At 70.9% G+C, this 16557-nt stretch carries 13 protein-coding genes; all 13 read left to right on the plus strand.

The genetic code is table 11. The features are described 5' to 3' along the window. Window positions 1-11 precede the first annotated feature (11 nt). A complete protein-coding gene (locus tag VEC11_RS02675) occupies window positions 12-1208 on the plus strand; it encodes an FtsW/RodA/SpoVE family cell cycle protein (RefSeq protein WP_464128872.1) in 1197 nt (398 codons plus the stop codon). Further along, a complete protein-coding gene (gene murG / locus VEC11_RS02680; RefSeq protein ID WP_464128874.1) occupies window positions 1205-2365 on the plus strand; it encodes an undecaprenyldiphospho-muramoylpentapeptide beta-N-acetylglucosaminyltransferase in 1161 nt (386 codons plus the stop codon). The genes VEC11_RS02675 and murG overlap by 4 nt, the downstream gene beginning before the upstream one ends. Then, window positions 2362-3780, plus strand: a complete 1419-nt coding sequence (gene murC, locus VEC11_RS02685; protein ID WP_464128876.1) for a UDP-N-acetylmuramate--L-alanine ligase — start codon at window positions 2362-2364, stop codon at window positions 3778-3780. Before murG ends, murC begins: the two co-directional genes overlap by 4 nt. After that, complete coding sequence (murB, locus tag VEC11_RS02690) at window positions 3777-4676, plus strand: UDP-N-acetylmuramate dehydrogenase (RefSeq protein ID WP_464128877.1); 900 nt, start codon at window positions 3777-3779, stop codon at window positions 4674-4676. Before murC ends, murB begins: the two co-directional genes overlap by 4 nt. Continuing rightward, window positions 4643-5593: a D-alanine--D-alanine ligase gene (locus VEC11_RS02695; RefSeq protein ID WP_464128879.1), complete on the plus strand. Its 951-nt coding sequence runs from the start codon at window positions 4643-4645 to the stop codon at window positions 5591-5593. Before murB ends, VEC11_RS02695 begins: the two co-directional genes overlap by 34 nt. Then, entirely contained in the window at window positions 5590-6528 is a 939-nt protein-coding gene (locus VEC11_RS02700) for a cell division protein FtsQ/DivIB (protein ID WP_464128881.1), read from the plus strand. The genes VEC11_RS02695 and VEC11_RS02700 overlap by 4 nt, the downstream gene beginning before the upstream one ends. Beyond that, window positions 6528-7796: a cell division protein FtsA gene (ftsA, locus tag VEC11_RS02705; protein ID WP_464128882.1), complete on the plus strand. Its 1269-nt coding sequence runs from the start codon at window positions 6528-6530 to the stop codon at window positions 7794-7796. Before VEC11_RS02700 ends, ftsA begins: the two co-directional genes overlap by 1 nt. 130 nt (window positions 7797-7926) lie before the next feature. Further along, window positions 7927-9426 carry a cell division protein FtsZ gene (gene ftsZ / locus VEC11_RS02710; RefSeq protein WP_464128883.1) on the plus strand — a complete coding sequence of 500 codons (1500 nt, stop codon included), beginning with the start codon at window positions 7927-7929 and terminating at the stop codon, window positions 9424-9426. A gap of 184 nt (window positions 9427-9610) precedes the next feature. After that, window positions 9611-11686 (plus strand): tetratricopeptide repeat protein, encoded by a 2076-nt coding sequence (locus VEC11_RS02715; RefSeq protein WP_464128885.1) that lies wholly within the window; start codon window positions 9611-9613, stop codon window positions 11684-11686. After that, window positions 11631-12776: a deoxyguanosinetriphosphate triphosphohydrolase gene (locus VEC11_RS02720; protein ID WP_464128887.1), complete on the plus strand. Its 1146-nt coding sequence runs from the start codon at window positions 11631-11633 to the stop codon at window positions 12774-12776. The genes VEC11_RS02715 and VEC11_RS02720 overlap by 56 nt, the downstream gene beginning before the upstream one ends. A 309-nt stretch (window positions 12777-13085) precedes the next feature. Next, window positions 13086-13760, plus strand: coding sequence for a hypothetical protein (locus VEC11_RS02725; protein WP_464128888.1), 675 nt, complete (start codon window positions 13086-13088; stop codon window positions 13758-13760). Between the two features lie 98 nt (window positions 13761-13858). Further along, window positions 13859-15400 carry a DUF1800 domain-containing protein gene (locus tag VEC11_RS02730; RefSeq protein ID WP_464128890.1) on the plus strand — a complete coding sequence of 514 codons (1542 nt, stop codon included), beginning with the start codon at window positions 13859-13861 and terminating at the stop codon, window positions 15398-15400. Between the two features lie 3 nt (window positions 15401-15403). Then, window positions 15404-16555, plus strand: coding sequence for a DUF1501 domain-containing protein (locus VEC11_RS02735; RefSeq protein ID WP_464128892.1), 1152 nt, complete (start codon window positions 15404-15406; stop codon window positions 16553-16555). The last annotated feature ends 2 nt before the right edge of the window (window positions 16556-16557 follow it).

Genomic DNA, 16557 nt, shown 5'->3' on the forward strand with positions numbered 1-16557 from the left:
TGACGGCGAGGATGAAGATGACACCGGAGCGTCCCCAGAAGGCGCCGCGCTACGGCCGGTCCGACCGCAGCAGCGGCGCGAAATGGTTCTGGGAGATCGACAAGGTGCTGGTGATCCTCGTCGCGGTGCTGATCGCGATCGGGCTGATCGCCGTCGCCGCGGCCTCGCCGGCCGCCGGCCAGCGCCTCTCCGGCGAGGGCACGACGGTCGCGCCGCTTTATTATTTCTACAAGCAGCTGATGTGGATCGCGGTGGCGATTCCGGTGATGATCTTCTGCTCGATGCTGCCCAAGCAGACCGCCCGGCGGCTCTGCCTGCTGGGCGCGGCGGTGCTGCTCGCCTGCCTGTTCCTGGTTCCGGTCGTCGGCACGGAAGTGAACGGGGCGCGGCGCTGGCTGCTCAGCGGCTTCGCCCAGTTCCAGCCGTCCGAATTCCTGAAGCCGCTCTTCATCGTCGCGATCGCCTGGCTCCTTTCGCTGAAGGAGAAGGACCCGTCGCTGCCGGTGGTGCCGCTGTCGGCGATGCTGACCGGCGTGGTCGCGATCCTGCTCATGCGCCAGCCGAATTTCGGCGAGACGATCATCTTCGTCTCGGCCTGGGTGCTGCTGATCACCCTGTCCGGCGCGCCGATGAAGTTCCTCTACATGCTGGGCGCGGGCGCGGTTGCCGTCGTCATCCTCGCCTATCTCTTCTACCCCGTGGCGACGCAGCGGATCGACGGCTTCCTCTTCTCCGAGGGCGATACCTATCAGGTGGAATCGGCGCTCCGGACGCTCACCCATGGCGGGCTGTTCGGGGTCGGGCCGGGCGCGGGCACGGCCAAGTTCCACCTGCCCGAGCCGCATACCGACTATATCTTCTCGGTGATCGGCGAGGAGTTCGGGATCATCGCCTGCCTGGCGATCGCCATCCTCTACATGACGATCGTCGTGCGCGTGCTCGTCCGCCTGCTTGCCGAGGAGGACAAGTTCCTCGTCCTCGCCGCCGCCGGCCTGGTCGGCCAGTTCGGGCTGCAGGCCCTAATCAACATGGCGGTCAACGTCCATATCGCCCCGTCCAAGGGCATGACCCTGCCGTTCATCTCCTATGGCGGCTCCTCGATGATCGCGCTCGCCATCGGCTTCGGCCTGCTGCTCGCCTTCACCCGGCGCAACCCGCATCTGGCCTCGAGCAATTATTCCGTGACCTGGCGGGGGCTCGCCAGATGATGTCCCGCCACTATGTCCTCGCCGCGGGCGGGACCGGGGGGCATATGATCCCGGCCCATGCGCTCGCCGAGGAGCTGCTCGCGCGCGGGCACCGGGTGGCCCTGATCACCGACGACCGGGGCGCGCGCATCCCCGGCCTGTTCGACAATGCCCAGGTCCACATCCTGCCGGCCGGGCGGCTGGCGGGCGGGCCGGTCGGCTGGCTGCGGGCGGTGAAGGCGATTCATACCGGCCGGGCGATGGCGCTGCGGCTCTACGAGACCTTCCTGCCCTCGGCGGTGATCGGCTTCGGCGGCTATCCGGCCTTCCCCGCCTTGCTGGCGGCAAAGCGCGACCGCATCCCGACCCTGATCCACGAGCAGAATGCGGTGCTCGGCCGGGTGAACCGGCTGATGGCCGGCCGCGTCGATGCCGTCGCCACCGCCTATACGCAGGTCGAACGGCTGCCCGCCAAGGCGCAGGACAAGGTGCATCTTGTCGGCAATCCGGTGCGCGAGGAGGTGCTTGCCCTCCGCGACCAGCCGTTCCCGGCGCTGGACGCGGACGGCATCTTCCGGCTGCTGGTGATCGGCGGCAGCCAAGGCGCCTCGATCCTCTCCGAGGTCGTGCCCGAGGGGCTGGCGCTGCTGCCCGAGCATTTCCGCCGGCGGCTGCAGGTCACCCAGCAATGCCGCGACGAGGATATCGAGCGGGTCCGCGCCCGCTACGAGGCGCTCGGCATCCCCGCCGACCTCGCCACCTATATGGAGGACCTGCCCGAGCGGCTCGGCTGGTCGCACCTGATCATCGCGCGCTCGGGCGCCTCGACGATCGCCGAGCTGACCGCGGCCGGCCGCCCGGCGATCCTCGTGCCGCTGCCGAGCGCGACCGACGATCACCAGACCTTCAACGCGAAGGAGATGGCGCGGGCGGGCGGGGCGCGGATGATCCCGCAGCCGAAATTCACGCCGGTCGAGCTCGCCAAGCAGATGCAGAAGCTCGGCCTCGAGCCCGGCGCGCTCGCCAATGCCGCCGAGCGGGCGAAGAAGGCGGGGCGGCCGAACGCGGCGAAGGACCTTGCCGACCTGGTCGAGCGGACCGGGCGCGATCCGGGCGCCGATCCCAATTTCGTGCGCGAGAACGTGCTGCGGCCGATGGCCGGGGCGGTGCCGGCATGAAGGGTGCGGGCATCGATATCGGCACGATCCATTTCGTCGGCATCGGCGGCATCGGCATGTCGGGCATCGCCGAGGTGATGTGCATCCTCGGCTACAGCGTGCAGGGCTCCGACATGAACGAGTCCTATGTCGTCGAGGGCCTGCGGAAGAAGGGCATCCCGATCGCGATCGGCCACAGCCCGGACAATCTCGGCGACGCCGCGGTGGTGGTGATCTCGACCGCGGTAAAGAAGAGCAATCCCGAGGTGGTCGCGGCCTATGAGCGGCGCATCCCGGTGGTGCGCCGCGCCGAGATGCTCGCCGAGCTGATGCGGCTCAAGCTCAACATCGCAGTGGCGGGGACGCACGGCAAGACGACGACCACCTCGATGATCGCGGCGATGCTGGATGCGGGCGGGATCGATCCGACCGTGATCAACGGCGGCATCATCAACGCCTATGGCTCCAACGCCCGGCTCGGCAAGTCCGACTGGATGGTGGTCGAGGCGGACGAGAGCGACGGCAGCTTCCTGCGGCTCGACGGCACGATCGCGGTGGTCACCAATATCGATCCCGAGCATCTCGATCATTATGGCGGCTTCGATGCGGTGAAGGACGCCTTCGTCGAGTTCGTCGAGAATGTGCCTTTCTACGGCGCGGCCCTGCTCTGCGTCGATCATCCCGAGGTGCAGTCGATCATCCCGCGGCTGAGGGACCGGCGCGTCGTCACCTACGGCTTCGCCGCCCATGCCGATGTTCGCGGCGACAATGTGACGCCGGTGCCGGGCGGCAACCGCTTCGACGTGAGCCTGCGCGACCGTCATGGCGAGGTGCGGGTGATCACCGGCATCGAGCTGCCCATGCCGGGCCGGCACAATGTCCAGAACGCGCTCGCCGCAATCGGCGTGGCGGCGGAGATGGGCATCGCCGACGAGGTCATCCAGCGCGGCTTCGCCAGCTTCGACGGGGTGAAGCGCCGCTTCACCAGGGTCGGCGAGGTCGATGGCGCGATCGTGATCGACGATTACGGCCACCACCCGGTCGAGATCGCGGCGGTGCTTTCGGCCGCGCGCGAGGGCGCCGAGGGCCGCGTCATCGCGGTCGTGCAGCCGCACCGCTACACGCGCCTCCGCGATCTGATGGGCGAGTTCCAGGGCGCGTTCAACGATGCCGACATCGTCATGGTCGCGCCGGTCTATGCGGCGGGCGAGGAGCCGATCGAGGGCGTGGATAACGAGGCGCTGGTCGAGGGCCTGAAGCAGCGCGGCCACCGCGCCGCCTGCACGGTCGACGATGCCGCCGACGTGGCGCGCCAGCTCGCGGGGCTGGCGGCGCCGGGCGACATGATCATCTGCCTCGGCGCCGGCGACATCACGAAATGGGCGGCGGGGCTGGCGGACGCGATCCGCGCGCGGCGCTCGGGGGCGGCGGCATGAGCGCGGTCGAGACCCTGCCGAAGGTGCGCGGCCGGCTGACCGCCGACGCGCCACTCGCGCCCCTGGTCTGGTTCAAGTCGGGCGGCCGGGCCGAGTGGCTGTTCGAGCCGAAGGACGTCGCGGACCTGCAGGACTTCGTCGCCGGGCTCGATCCGGCCGTGCCGTTGATGGCGCTCGGCCTCGGCTCCAATTTGATCGTGCGCGATGGCGGCGTACCCGGCGTGGTCGTCCGCCTCGGCAAGCCCTTCGCCACGGTCGAGCGGCTGGACGCGACGAGCCTGCGCTGCGGCGGCGGGGCGAGCGGCATCCTCGTTTCCTCCACTGCGCGCGATGCGGGCATTGCGGGCGTCGAGTTCCTGCGCTCCATCCCGGGGACGGTCGGCGGCTTCGTGCGGATGAACGGCGGCGCTTATGGTCGCGAGGTCCAGGACATCCTCGTCGAGTGCGAGGTGGTGTTGCGCGACGGCCGGCTGCGGCGGCTCGCTCTGGACGAACTGGGTTATACCTACCGGCACAGCGAATTGCCCGAGGGCAGCGTCGTCGTCTCCGCCATCTTCCGCGGCCAGCCGGGCGAGCCGGCCGCGATCCAGGCCGAGATGGACCGGATCGCCGCCGCGCGCGAGGAGAGCCAGCCTTTGCGCAGCCGCACCGGCGGCTCCACCTTCAAGAACCCGCCGGGGAGCAAGGCCTGGCAGGTGATCGACCAGGCCGGCTGCCGCGGCCTTCGCGTCGGCGAGGCGCAGGTGTCCGAAAAGCATTGCAACTTCCTGCTCAACCTTGGCAGCGCGAGCTCCGCCGACATCGAGGCGCTGGGCGAGGAAGTGCGGCGCCGGGTCAGGGCCGACAGCGGCGTCGAGCTCGAATGGGAAATCCAGAGGATCGGAGTGGGTGTTTAGTGCGTAAGCTTCACATCGCAGTGCTGATGGGTGGCTGGTCGGCCGAGCGGGAGGTCTCGCTGGTGACCGGGGCGGGCGTCGCCGATGCGCTGGAGAGCCGCGGCCATCGCGTCACCCGGATCGACATGGGGCGGGACATCGCCCAGCGGCTGCTCGAGGCCGCGCCCGATGTCGTGTTCAACGCTTTGCACGGCACGCCCGGCGAGGATGGGACGGTGCAGGGCATGATGGACCTGATGGGGTTCAAATATACCCACTCCGGCCTCGAGACCTCGGTGATCGCGATTGACAAGGAGCTCACCAAGATGGTCCTCGTGCCGGCCGGCATCCGCATGCCGGCGGGCGAAATCGTCGAGAGCGAGAGCCTCTATGCGGGCGACCCGCTGCCGCGCCCCTATGTGCTGAAGCCGGTCAACGAGGGCTCATCGGTCGGCGTCGTGATCGTCACCCGCGAGGGCAATTATGGGGATCCGATCGGTCGCGACGTCAGGGGTCCCTGGCAGGAGTTCGACCGGCTGCTCGCCGAGCCCTTCATCCGCGGGCGCGAGCTGACCGTGGCGGTGCTGGGCGACGAGGCGCTGGCGGTGACCGAGCTCAAGCCCAAGACCGGCTTCTACGATTATGACGCCAAATATACGGACGGGCTGACCGAGCATGTCTGCCCGGCCGACGTGCCCGCGGACGTCGCCGAGGCGATGCTGCGCATGGCCCGGGACGCGCACCGGATTCTCGGCTGCCGCGGCGCCAGCCGCTCAGACTTCCGCTGGGACGACGAGCGGGGTGCGGAAGGCGTCTATCTGCTCGAGGTCAACACGCAGCCCGGGATGACGCCGCTCAGCCTCGTGCCCGAGCAGGCGCGCTACCGGGGCATCGACTATCCGGAGCTGTGCGAGCGTTTGGTGGAGATGGCGTTATGAGCGCACGGGCGATCAAAGGGGGCGGCGGGACGTCGCGGTCCAGGAGCAGCGGCGGCGGGCGGGCCGTCCAGACGCGGCGGAAGGCGAAGCAGCCGGAGGGCATGTTCGAGGGCCTCGGCCTCGAGCCGGGCACGGCCCGCAAGCTGCTGCGCTGGTCGTTCCTGGCCCTGGTCGTCGTCACGCTTGTCGCCACGGTCATGGCCTTTCGCCTGCCGCAGCTGGCCGCGCTGGCGATCGGCGAGGGCGTGGGCAAGCTCGGCTTCACCCTCCGCCACGTGGAGACGCGCGGCAATCACCGGGTCTCGACCCAGGCGATCTACGATATCGCATTCAGCCAGCAGAGCGCGGCCATGCCGCTCGTCGACCTGGACGGGACGCGCGAGCGGCTGATGCGCCTGCCCTGGATCCGCGAGGCGCGCGTGTCCCGCCGGCTCCCCGACACGCTCGTCGTCGAGGTGATCGAGCGCGTGCCGGTCGCGGTCTGGCAGCAGAATGGCCGCTTCAGTCTGGTGGACGCCGAGGGTGTGGTGCTCGAACCCGTCGGCACGGCCATGCCGCAAATGGTGCGGCTGATCGGGCCGGACGCCAACCGCCATTACGCCTCGCTCAGCGCCCTGCTCGACGCCGCGCCGCGGCTCAGGCCGATGGTGACCGACGCGGCCTGGATCGGCGGGCGCCGCTGGGACCTGCACTTCCAGGGCGGCGAGACATTGAGCCTGCCCGAGGGCGAAGCTGAGGCGCGCCGCGCGATCGAGCGCTTCGCCCAGCTCGACCAGCGCGACAGCCTGCTCGGCCGCGGCTTCGCCCGGATCGACATGCGCGATCCGCGCCGCGCCTATATCCGCATCTCCCGCGAGCCCGGGGCCCGCGTCCCCGAGGCGCCGGCCGCGCCGTCGCCGGGCCAGCCGCCGGCCGACCTGTCGGAAACCATTTGATGGCACGTCGGCCCGTCCAGACCCAGCCCAGGACCCTCGTGGCGGCGCTCGACGTCGGCTCGTCCAAGGTCTGCGCGCTGATCGCCGAGCCCGGCGTGGACGGGAAATTGCGCATCCTCGGCACCGGCCAGCGCGAGAGCCGCGGCGTCAAGCGCGGCTTCATCGCCGACATGGAGAAGAGCGAGATCGCAATCCGGGAGTCGATGGAGCAGGCGGAGCGCATCGCCGGCACCCAGGTCGACCAGGTGTTCATCGGCTTCTCCGCCGGCGGGATGATGAGCGACATGGTCGATGTCGAGGTCGGGATCGGCGGGGGGCGCATCTCGGACGAGGATATCGACAATCTGCTCGCCAAGGGCTGGTCGGCGATCGGCCGGGAAGGGCGCCAGCTGCTCCATGCCCTGCCGGCCTTCTACACGATCGACGAGGTGAACGGCGTCAAGCAGCCGCGCGGGCTCCATGCGGAGAAGCTCGGCGTCAACATCCACGTCATCACCGCCGATCCGGCGCCCTGGAAGAACCTCAACCTCTGCGTCCGCTCGGCCCATCTCGGCGTCGAGGCGACGGTCGCTTCGCCGGTGGCGGCGGGCAAGGCCTGCCTCTCCGAGGAGGAGCGCGAGCTTGGCGTGGCGCTGGTCGAGCTGGGCGGCGGCGTCACCAACGTCTCGGTGTTCGCCGGCGGGATGCTCGTCGGCCTCAAGTCGCTGGCGATCGGCGGCGGCGACATCACCGACGACATCGCCGCCGCCTTCGGCACGCGCCGCGTCGAGGCCGAGCGGATCAAATGCTTCTACGGCTCGGCGATGACCAGCCCACGCGACAATCACGACATGATCGAGCTCGCCCCGATCGCGGGCGGGCAGGAAGGGGTCGAGGCCTCGCGCATCACCCGCGCCCAGCTCGTCTCGGTGATCCGCCAGCGGCTCGAGGGGCTGATGGCGCAGATCGAGGAGGCGCTGAAATCGATGGGCTTCGGCGGCGCGATCGGACGACAGGTGGTGCTGACGGGCGGAGGCGCGGAGCTCAAGGGGATCGCCGACTATGCCCAGGGGGTTCTTGGCCGGACGGTGCGGATCGGGCGTCCCAACATGCCGGGCTTGCCGGAGGCCCATAGCGGCCCGGCTTTCTCGACCCTGGCGGGCCTGGCCCAGTTCGCGGCGTCGGGCGAGATCGACCTCAGGATCGGGTTCGGGCCGAAGGAAACGGGCGAAAAGGCGTCGGGCAACTGGCTCCAGCGCCTGATTGCGGCATTTCGGACTCAGTATTGAGGGAAAGTGGATAAAACTGTGGATAGAATGACGGTTTCGTTAACTTTCCGCTCGCTCCGAAGAATCGCTTCGGGCAAAAGCATTTAGGAGGAGAGCGCCGGTCCTGGACGGCGCGATGGGGAGACTGGTTATGAGCATCGATTTCATCCGTCCGGAAGTGGAAGAGCTCCGCCCGCGGATCAGCGTGATCGGGGTCGGCGGCGCCGGCGGCAATGCCATTGCCAACATGATCCAGGCGGACGTCCAGGGGGTCGACTTCATCGTCGCCAACACCGACGCCCAGGCGCTCAACCACAGCCTCGCGGACCGCAAGATCCAGCTCGGCCTCAGGATCACCCAGGGCCTCGGCGCCGGCTCCCGCCCGGAGATCGGCAAGGCCGCCGCCGAGGAGGCGATCAGCGAGATCGAGCAGGCGCTGGAAGGCGCGCACATGTGCTTCATCGCGGCCGGCATGGGCGGCGGCACCGGCACCGGCGCCGCGCCGATCATCGCCAAGGCGGCCAGGGATCGCGGGATCCTGACCGTCGGCGTCGTCACCAAGCCGTTCAGCTTCGAGGGCCTGCGCCGCGGCCGCAGCGCCGAGGCCGGCATTGCCGAGCTGCAGCAGCATGTCGACACCCTGATCGTCATCCCGAACCAGAATTTGTTCCGCATCGCCAACCCGAACACGACCTTCAAGGAAGCGTTCCAGATGGCGGACGAGGTGCTGCAGCAGGGCGTGCGCGGGATCACCGACCTGATGGTCATGCCCGGCCTGATCAACCTCGACTTCGCCGACGTCCGCTCGGTCATGTCCGAGATGGGCAAGGCGATGATGGGGACGGGCGAGGCCGCCGGCGACAATCGCGCGATCGAGGCGGCCGAGCAGGCGATCGCCAATCCCTTGCTCGACGGCGTCTCGATGAAGGGCGCGAAGGGCGTCATCATCTCGATCACCGGCGGCGAGGACATGCGCCTGATGGAGGTGGACGAGGCTGCCAACCATATTCGCGAGCTGGTCGATCCGGACGCGAACATCATCTGGGGCTCGGCCTTCAACAACGATCTGGACGGCAAGATCCGGGTTTCGGTGGTCGCCACCGGCATCGGCGCCGAGGAGGTCATGCCGATCCCGCAGCCGGCCAAGGTCTTCGCCTTCCCGGCCGCGCGCCAGACCACGCCCGAGCCGAAGGCCGAGGAACCGGCGATCGAGGAAGCGCCCGCCGCTGCCCCGATCACGCTGACCCCGCCGGAGGAGATCGCCGCCGAGGCGCCGGCCGAGGCGCCGATCGAGCTGGCGGCCGAAGCGGCCGAGGAGCCCGAGATGATGCTCGACGAGAGCATGGCCGAGACGACCGAGGGGCCGTCCGACGAACTGCTGCTCGGCGACGAGATGACCGCCGACGACATGGCCGAGACGCCGCAGCCGGCGACCCGCGCCTGGCTGACCCAGGAGGAGCCGGCGCCGGCCGCCGAGCCCGAAGCGCCGCGTCCGGCCGGCACGCTCTTCGAGCGCATGTCGAGCATCGCCCGCGGCGCGCAGAAGGCGCAGGTGCCCGAGGCCGATGCGGCCGAGACGCCGCGCCTGAAGACGGGAACGCGCGATCCGCTGGACATTCCGCGCTTCCTCAACCGGCAGAACAACCAATAAGCCGGACAGTCCGGGACGAAGGCGGGGGCGGCAGATTTGCCGCCCCTGCTTTTTCAGGGGCTTGAATCCGCAAGCGGCCTCCCTTCGCCGTCCCAGGCGAACGTCTGACCGCAGCGCAGCGTCGCAGGTCATTGCCGGTACAGCTTCGGCCCTGTCTACCGGGCGCGTTATGTTTTCATCGAAGATGCGGGGGATACGCCGCGGCTTCTTGCCGCTGGCGCTGGGGAGTGTCTGGATCGCGCCGGGGGCGCTCGCGCAGGACCGTGCGGCCCTGCCGCCGGGGGCGATCGTGCAGCCGCTGGACGATGGTGCGGGCAGCGAACTGCGCCGCAACCTGACCACGCTCGCCCAGAATCCGCGGAGCGTCAGCGCGCTGAACGGCGCCGGCGCGGCCGCGCTCGAGATGGGCGATTTGGACGCGGCGCTGAACTTCTTCGGCCGCGCGGCCGATGCTGATCCGCAGAGCGCGCGGGCGAAGGCCGGCATGGCGCAGGCGCTGGTGCGGCTGGAGCGGGCGAGCGAGGCCCTGCCCCTCTTCACGGAGGCCGTGCGCATGGGCGCGCCCGAATCCGAGATTGCCGCCGACCGCGGCCTGGCCTGGGATACGCTCGGCTTCCCGGCGCGCGCGCAGGCGGATTATGCGCTCTCGCTGCGCCGCGAGGACGATCCCGAGGTACGCCGGCGCCTGGCATTGTCGCTCGCGATCAGCGGCCAGCGGGCCGAGGCGCTGCGGATGATCGATCCGCAATTGCGGGCCAATGACCGGGCCGCGTGGCGGACCCAGGCTTTCATCCTCGCGCTGACCGGCGATGCCGCCGGGGCCGGCCAGACCGCGCGCAGCATGATGCCCGGCGCCGCCGACGCGCTCACCCCCTTCCTGCAGCGCCTCGCAACCCTGAGCCCGTCGCAAAAGGCCATGGCCGTGCATTTCGGCCGGTTCCCGAGCGACGGCCGGGCCGGGCGCTTCGCGCAGGCGGACGTCGCCGCCGATCCGGGCGCGCTCGCCATGGCGCAGGGCAGCGTGCCGATGGGCCGGACCCGCATCCGCGGCGGCTCGTCCTCCTCGGTCGACATGGCCGCGGGCCGACGCCGGCCGGATGCTGAGGACAACAGGCTGACCACGCAGATCCGGCCGGCGCCGACGCGGAGCGCCGAGGCCGCGCCGCGCCGCCAGTATAGCGCGCCTTCCTTCGCCCAGCTCGAGCCCACGGGTGCGGGCGGCCCCTCGCCGCAGCCGCAGCGTTATGCCTCCGCCCAGTCGGGCAGCCCGGCGCCGGCCTGGCCGACGCCGGTGCTCGACGAGCGGCAGAACGCCTATCCGAGCCGGCCGCCCTCGCCGCCGCCGCCGCGGCCTTCGCCCAACGTCTATCCGCGGCAGGACAATAGCAGCAGCCCGGGCTTCTCGCTGGTGCCGCAGGGGCGCGCGCTCGGCCGCGCTCCCGAGGCCGCGCCGCAGCGCTCGCTGCCCGATTTCAGCATCGTCACCTCGGCCGTGGACGAGCTGAAGGACGAGGAGCGGACAGAGGTCGCGGCCCCGGCCCGCAGCGAGCCCGCGCGCACGACCCGCCGCGCCGAGGCGAACCCGGCCCCGACCACGCGCAGCCGCACCCGGCAGACGCCGGCGCAGGCCAATCCGAGCCGCGTCTGGGTGCAGGTCGCGACCGGCAGCAACCGGGCGGGCCTGATCTACAATTACGGCCAGTTCCGCCGGCGCGCGCCCGCTTTGCTCAACGGGCGGGCAGCCTATGCCGGGCCGAACCGGATGGTCGTGGGCCCCTTCCCGAACGAGGCCGCGGCGAACAGCTTCGCGCGCCAGCTCAGCGCGCAGGGCGTGCCGGCGCACAGCTGGACAAGCGAGGCCGGGCAGCGGATAGACCAGCTGGCAGCCGCAACCAATGAACCCCGCTCCACCGCCCGCACCCGCACCGCCGCCACCGAGCGCTCCAGCGCCGGGGGACGCAACGGGCGCGGCGGCAGCGCCCGCAACGGCGGCAAGCCGGCCGAGCGCACCGCCGCCAGTACCGGACGGAACCGGAACGGCACCGCAAACAGCCGCACCGGGAACAGCCGAACCGGAACCGGCAACAGCCGCGCCGGGCGGAACAGCCCCGCCAACACCCGCGCCGCCAGCGCCGCCACCGGCCGCAACACGACCGGACGGAGCGCCCGGGGCGGCAAACCGGCCGCCAGCGCCACCGCTCGCAATGCTCGCGGCGGATCCTCGGGCCAGCCGCGGTCGTCGACACGCCGAGGACGATAGGGCGAGCCGCGGACCGCGCGACGCCTTCCAGCGCGACCGCGACCGGATCATCCACAGCGTTCCGTTCCGCCGGCTGCGGCACAAGACGCAGGTCTTCGTCGCGCCCGACGGCGACCATTTCCGGGTCCGCCTGACGCATAGCCTGGAGGTCGCGCAGATCGGCCGGACCATGGCGCGCGCGCTCGGCCTCAATGAGGACCTGACCGAGGCGCTTTGCCTTGCCCATGACATCGGTCACCCGCCCTTCGGCCATGCCGGCGAGGACGCGCTGCAGGCGGCGATGGCGGATGCGGGGGGCTTCGACCACAATGCCCATACGCTCAGGCTGCTGACCCGGCTGGAGACGCCCTATCCGCGCTTCGACGGGCTGAACCTCAGCTGGGAGACGCTGGAGGGCCTCGCCAAGCATAACGGCCCGGTGACCGGGCCTCTCCCCTGGGCGCTGGCCGAGGCCAATGAGGGGTTCGACCTCGCGCTCGAATCGTGGCCAGGCCTGGAGGCGCAGGTCGCGGCGATCGCCGACGACATCGCCTATGACAATCACGACATCGACGACGGCCTGCGCGCCGGCCTGTTCACGCTGGCGGAGCTGCTCGAGGTGCCGCTCGTTGCCGAGGCCTGGGCGGCGGTGCGTGCGCGCTATCCGGACGAGGTCGAGGCGCGGCTGGCCCCGGAGCTGGTGCGCGAGCTGATCGGGCGGATGGTCAATGACGTGCTCGGGGAAACCGAGAGGCTCGCCGCGGGGCTCAGTTCGATCGCGCAGGTCCGCGACGCCGGCCGCCAGCTCGCCGGCTTCTCCCCCGCCATGGCCGCGCAGGAGCGGCTGCTGAAGCAATTCCTCCACGCGCGGATGTATGACGCGGCAGAAGTGAAGGCGGTCCGGGTGGAGGCGCAGGCGATCCTGACCCGGCTGTTCGAGACCTATCGCGCCGATCCGGGCCTGCTGCCGGAGCCGTGGCGGCCGGGAACCGGCGATCAGGTGGCGGTCGACCGCCGCATCGGCGACTTCATCGCGGGGATGACCGACCGCTATGCGGTCCGCCAATATGAGGCGCTGAACGGGCCAACGCCGATAAGGGAAAGGTTTTGAAATCGCTGGCGAGGGCGGCGAAACGAATGAAAGGCAGGACTTCTTGGGGAGGCCGGGGATGAGTCTGAAGCTGCTGGCCGTCTGCGCAGCATTGTCGTTGGCCGTGCCGGCCTTGTCGGCGGCCGGACAGGGCGCTCTCGTGACCCCCCGGGCGAGCCGCCGCAGACTCGGGACCGCCTTTCGCCGGAGCGCCAGGAGACCCTGGCCGGAGTCCCTTTGTCCATCGTGCAAAGCAGGGGTCTTGCGGCCGGCAAGGCTGACTTCGAACGCCGGCTCGCCGCCGCAAGGGCGAGGCATGGCGCGCAGAGCGTGGAGGTCGCCGACCTGCTCACCTCCTTCGGCGTCGGCCTCTACAACATTGCCTCCTCCACGGATGACCGGCAGCTCAAGGCGGAATCGATTCATTATCTCGAGGCCGCAATTGCAGCCTATCGCGCTGCCTTCGGCGATGCCCATCCGGAAGTGGCCCTGGCCCTCAACAGCTATGCGGATGCCCAGATCGCGCTGAACCGGGAGAATCCTCCGCCAAGCGCCGAGACCGCGCTGGAGGAAGCCTATCGGATCCGCCTGCGTGCGCTCGGGCCGACCAATTTCGAAACGCTGGCGAACCTGCGGTACCTCGCGATGCTCCGCAGCCGCGCCTCCTGGACCCGGGGCGAGCCTGCCCGCATCGAGGCCGCGGCGGCCTTGTTTCTCGAACTCATCGCCCGGTCGCCCGCTCATGCCCAACCGGAATATATCTCTGCCCCCGCCGGGCGTGTGGCCCTCGCGCTCATGTATGCACAGAACCGCATGCCGACCGAGGCGCGGGAGCAGCTTCGCCTTGCCGTGGAGCAGGCCGGGAGCTGGCCCAGGTACGAGCGATGCATGTTCACTGCGATTGAGACCGACCGGATCGAGAGCATGTTGGCCGGCGCGCCCGCCGGTACGCCTGACATGATGCTGATCGCGGCGGAGCGGTGCTTCGTGCCGGACGACGAATGAGGGGGGCGACTGGTCGGTTCGGCCCGTCGTTTCCGCATGATGTCTGACGAAGGACATATGGGGCTGGCGCGTTAGAAGGGGCGGGAGGATCGGCGCCGATGTCTGTCTTGTCTCTTGCTTTCAACCGCTTCGGGCTTGGCGCGCGGGCCGACGAGGCCGCGCCCGACGATGCCCGGCGCTGGCTGCTCCAGCAGTTCGACCGGTTCGAGGCGCGGCCCGCGCCGATCGCCGCGGCGCCGCAGCGACGCGAGATAGCAGGGCAGCTCGCGGCCTATTTCGACGAGGCGCGAACCGAGAATCGCGCGCGCCGGCGCGCGCGCCGGCGCGGCGAGACGCAGCCGCAGCCAACGGCCGGGGCCGACGACATGACGATGACCGGGCCCGCGATGCGCGGGCAGCGTCCGGGCATGGACGGCGAGAACGACCAGCTGGCGGGCCTGCCCAACTCCGCCCGCCGCTTCATCCGCCAGACCTCGCGGCGCAATTATCTCGCGCTCGTCCGGGCGCGGACCAATGTGGCGCTGACCACGCCGGCGCCGTTCGTCGAGCGGATGGTGCATTTCTGGGCCAATCATTTCGCGATCTCGGCGGACCGGCTCGTCACCATCGGCATTGGCGGCCTGCTCGAGTTCGAGGCGATCCGCCCGCACGTGCTCGGCCGGTTCGAGGACATGCTGTTCGCGGTCGAGCGGCATCCGGCGATGCTGCTCTATCTCGACCAGGCCCAGTCGATCGGGCCCAATTCGGAGGCTGCGCAACTCGGCCAGCGCTTCGCCCGCTTCCGCCAGCAGGCGCAGGTGCAGCGGCGCGGGATCAACGAGAATCTCGCCCGCGAAATCCTGGAGCTGCACACGCTCGGGGTCGACGGCGGCTATACGCAGGCAGACGTCACCGAATTCGCGAAGGCGATGACGGGCTGGACCGTGGCCGGGCTGACCCGCGGCCCCGCCCAGCGCTTCATCGGGGTCGAGGGCAATCCCGGCGACTTCGTCTTCGCCGGGCGGATCCACGAGCCGGGGGCGCGGACGGTCCTCGGTCGCGCCTACCGGCAGGACGGCGAGGCGCAGGCGAGCGCGGTGCTTCGCGATCTCGCCGCCGATCCCCGGACCGCCCGCCATCTCGCGACCAAGCTCGCCCGCCACTTCGGCGGCGACGAGCCGCCGCCGGCCATGGTCCGGCGGCTCGAACAGGCCTGGCTCGGCAGCGGCGGCGACCTGCCGACCGTCTATCGCGCGCTCATCGGCTCGCCCGAGGCCTGGGCGACGACGAGCGCCAAGTTCCGCACCCCCTGGGACTGGTCGATCGCGACCTTGCGCGCCGTCGGCACGCGCCAGGTGGAGGCGCAGCCGGCCGTCGGCCTGCTCAACCAGCTCGGCCAGCCCGTCTGGCGGCCGGGTTCGCCCGCCGGCTTCGACGACATCGCCGCCAGCTGGGCGGGCCCGGACGCGCTGATGCGGCGGGTCGAGGCGGCGGAGCGCATCGCCGCGCGCACCGGCGGCCTGATCGATGCCCGGACCTTGGGGCCGCGCCTCCTGCCCGATGCGCTGACGCCGGCCACCCGCCAGGCGATCGCGCGGGCGGAAAGCCCGGGCCAGGGGCTGGCGCTGCTGCTGGTCGCGCCCGAATTCCTGAGGAGATGATCGATGTATGATCGCCGCACCTTCCTCGCCCAGTCCGCCGCCGCCGCGGCCCTCCTCGTCGCGCCCGGCGTCTCGGTCGCGCAGGCCGCGACCGACCGTCGCTTCGTCTTCATCATCCAGCGCGGCGCCGCCGACGGGCTGGGCACCTTGGCGCCGACCGGCGATCCCGGCTTCGCGCCCCTGCGCGGCGCCTTCGCCCAGGATTTCGCGAACGGCATCCGGGCGGGCGACTTCTTCACCCTGCACCCGAACCTGGCGGAGGCCGGGCGGCTGTTCGCGGCGCGCGAGGCGCTGTTCGTCCATGCCGTGGCCTCGCCCTATCGCGACCGCTCGCATTTCGACGGGCAGAACATCCTCGAGACGGGCGGCCGGGCCGCCTATGCCCTGCGCGACGGCTGGATGAACCGGCTGCTCGGCCTGCTGCCGGGCGGGCAAAGCCGGGCGATCGCGGTCTCGGCGACGGTGCCGATGGTGCTGCGCGGGGCGCGCGAGGTCGGCTCCTACGCGCCCTCCGCCCTGCCCGACGCCTCGGACGACCTGCTCGCCCGGGTCGGCAATCTCTACGAGAGCGACCCGCAGCTCCATGCGGCCTGGCAGCAGGCGATGCAGACGCGGAGCATGGCCGGCGACATCGCGGACGCGGGCGGACGGAACGGCGCCGCGACGGGCCAGCTCGCCGCGCGGCTGCTTTCCGGCGCCGGGGGGGCGCGGGTCGCGGTGATCGAGACCGGCGGCTGGGACACGCATGCCGGCCAGCGCGCGCGGCTCGGCCAGCAGCTGCGCGGGCTCGACGCGATGCTCGGCGCGCTCAGGACCGGGCTCGGCGCCGACTGGGCGAACACCCTGGTCGTCGTCGCCACCGAGTTCGGCCGCACCGCGGCGCCCAACGGCACCGGCGGGACCGACCATGGCACCGCCTCGCTGGCCATGCTGTTCGGCGGCGCCGTGGCCGGCGGCCGCGTGATCGCCGACTGGCCGGGCCTGGCGCAGGCTTCGCTGCACGAGGGCCGCGACCTGAGGCCAACGCTCGATCTCGACACGCTCATCGCCAGCGCGGTCGCGCAGCATTACCGGCTCGACATGGCCCGCGCGGCACGGGCCCTGTTCCCGAATATCGCCGCTGCCCGGGCGGTGGAGGGGCTGGTCCGGACCTGAGC

The organism is Allosphingosinicella sp., assembly GCF_035626655.1.
Taxonomy (GTDB): domain Bacteria; phylum Pseudomonadota; class Alphaproteobacteria; order Sphingomonadales; family Sphingomonadaceae; genus Allosphingosinicella.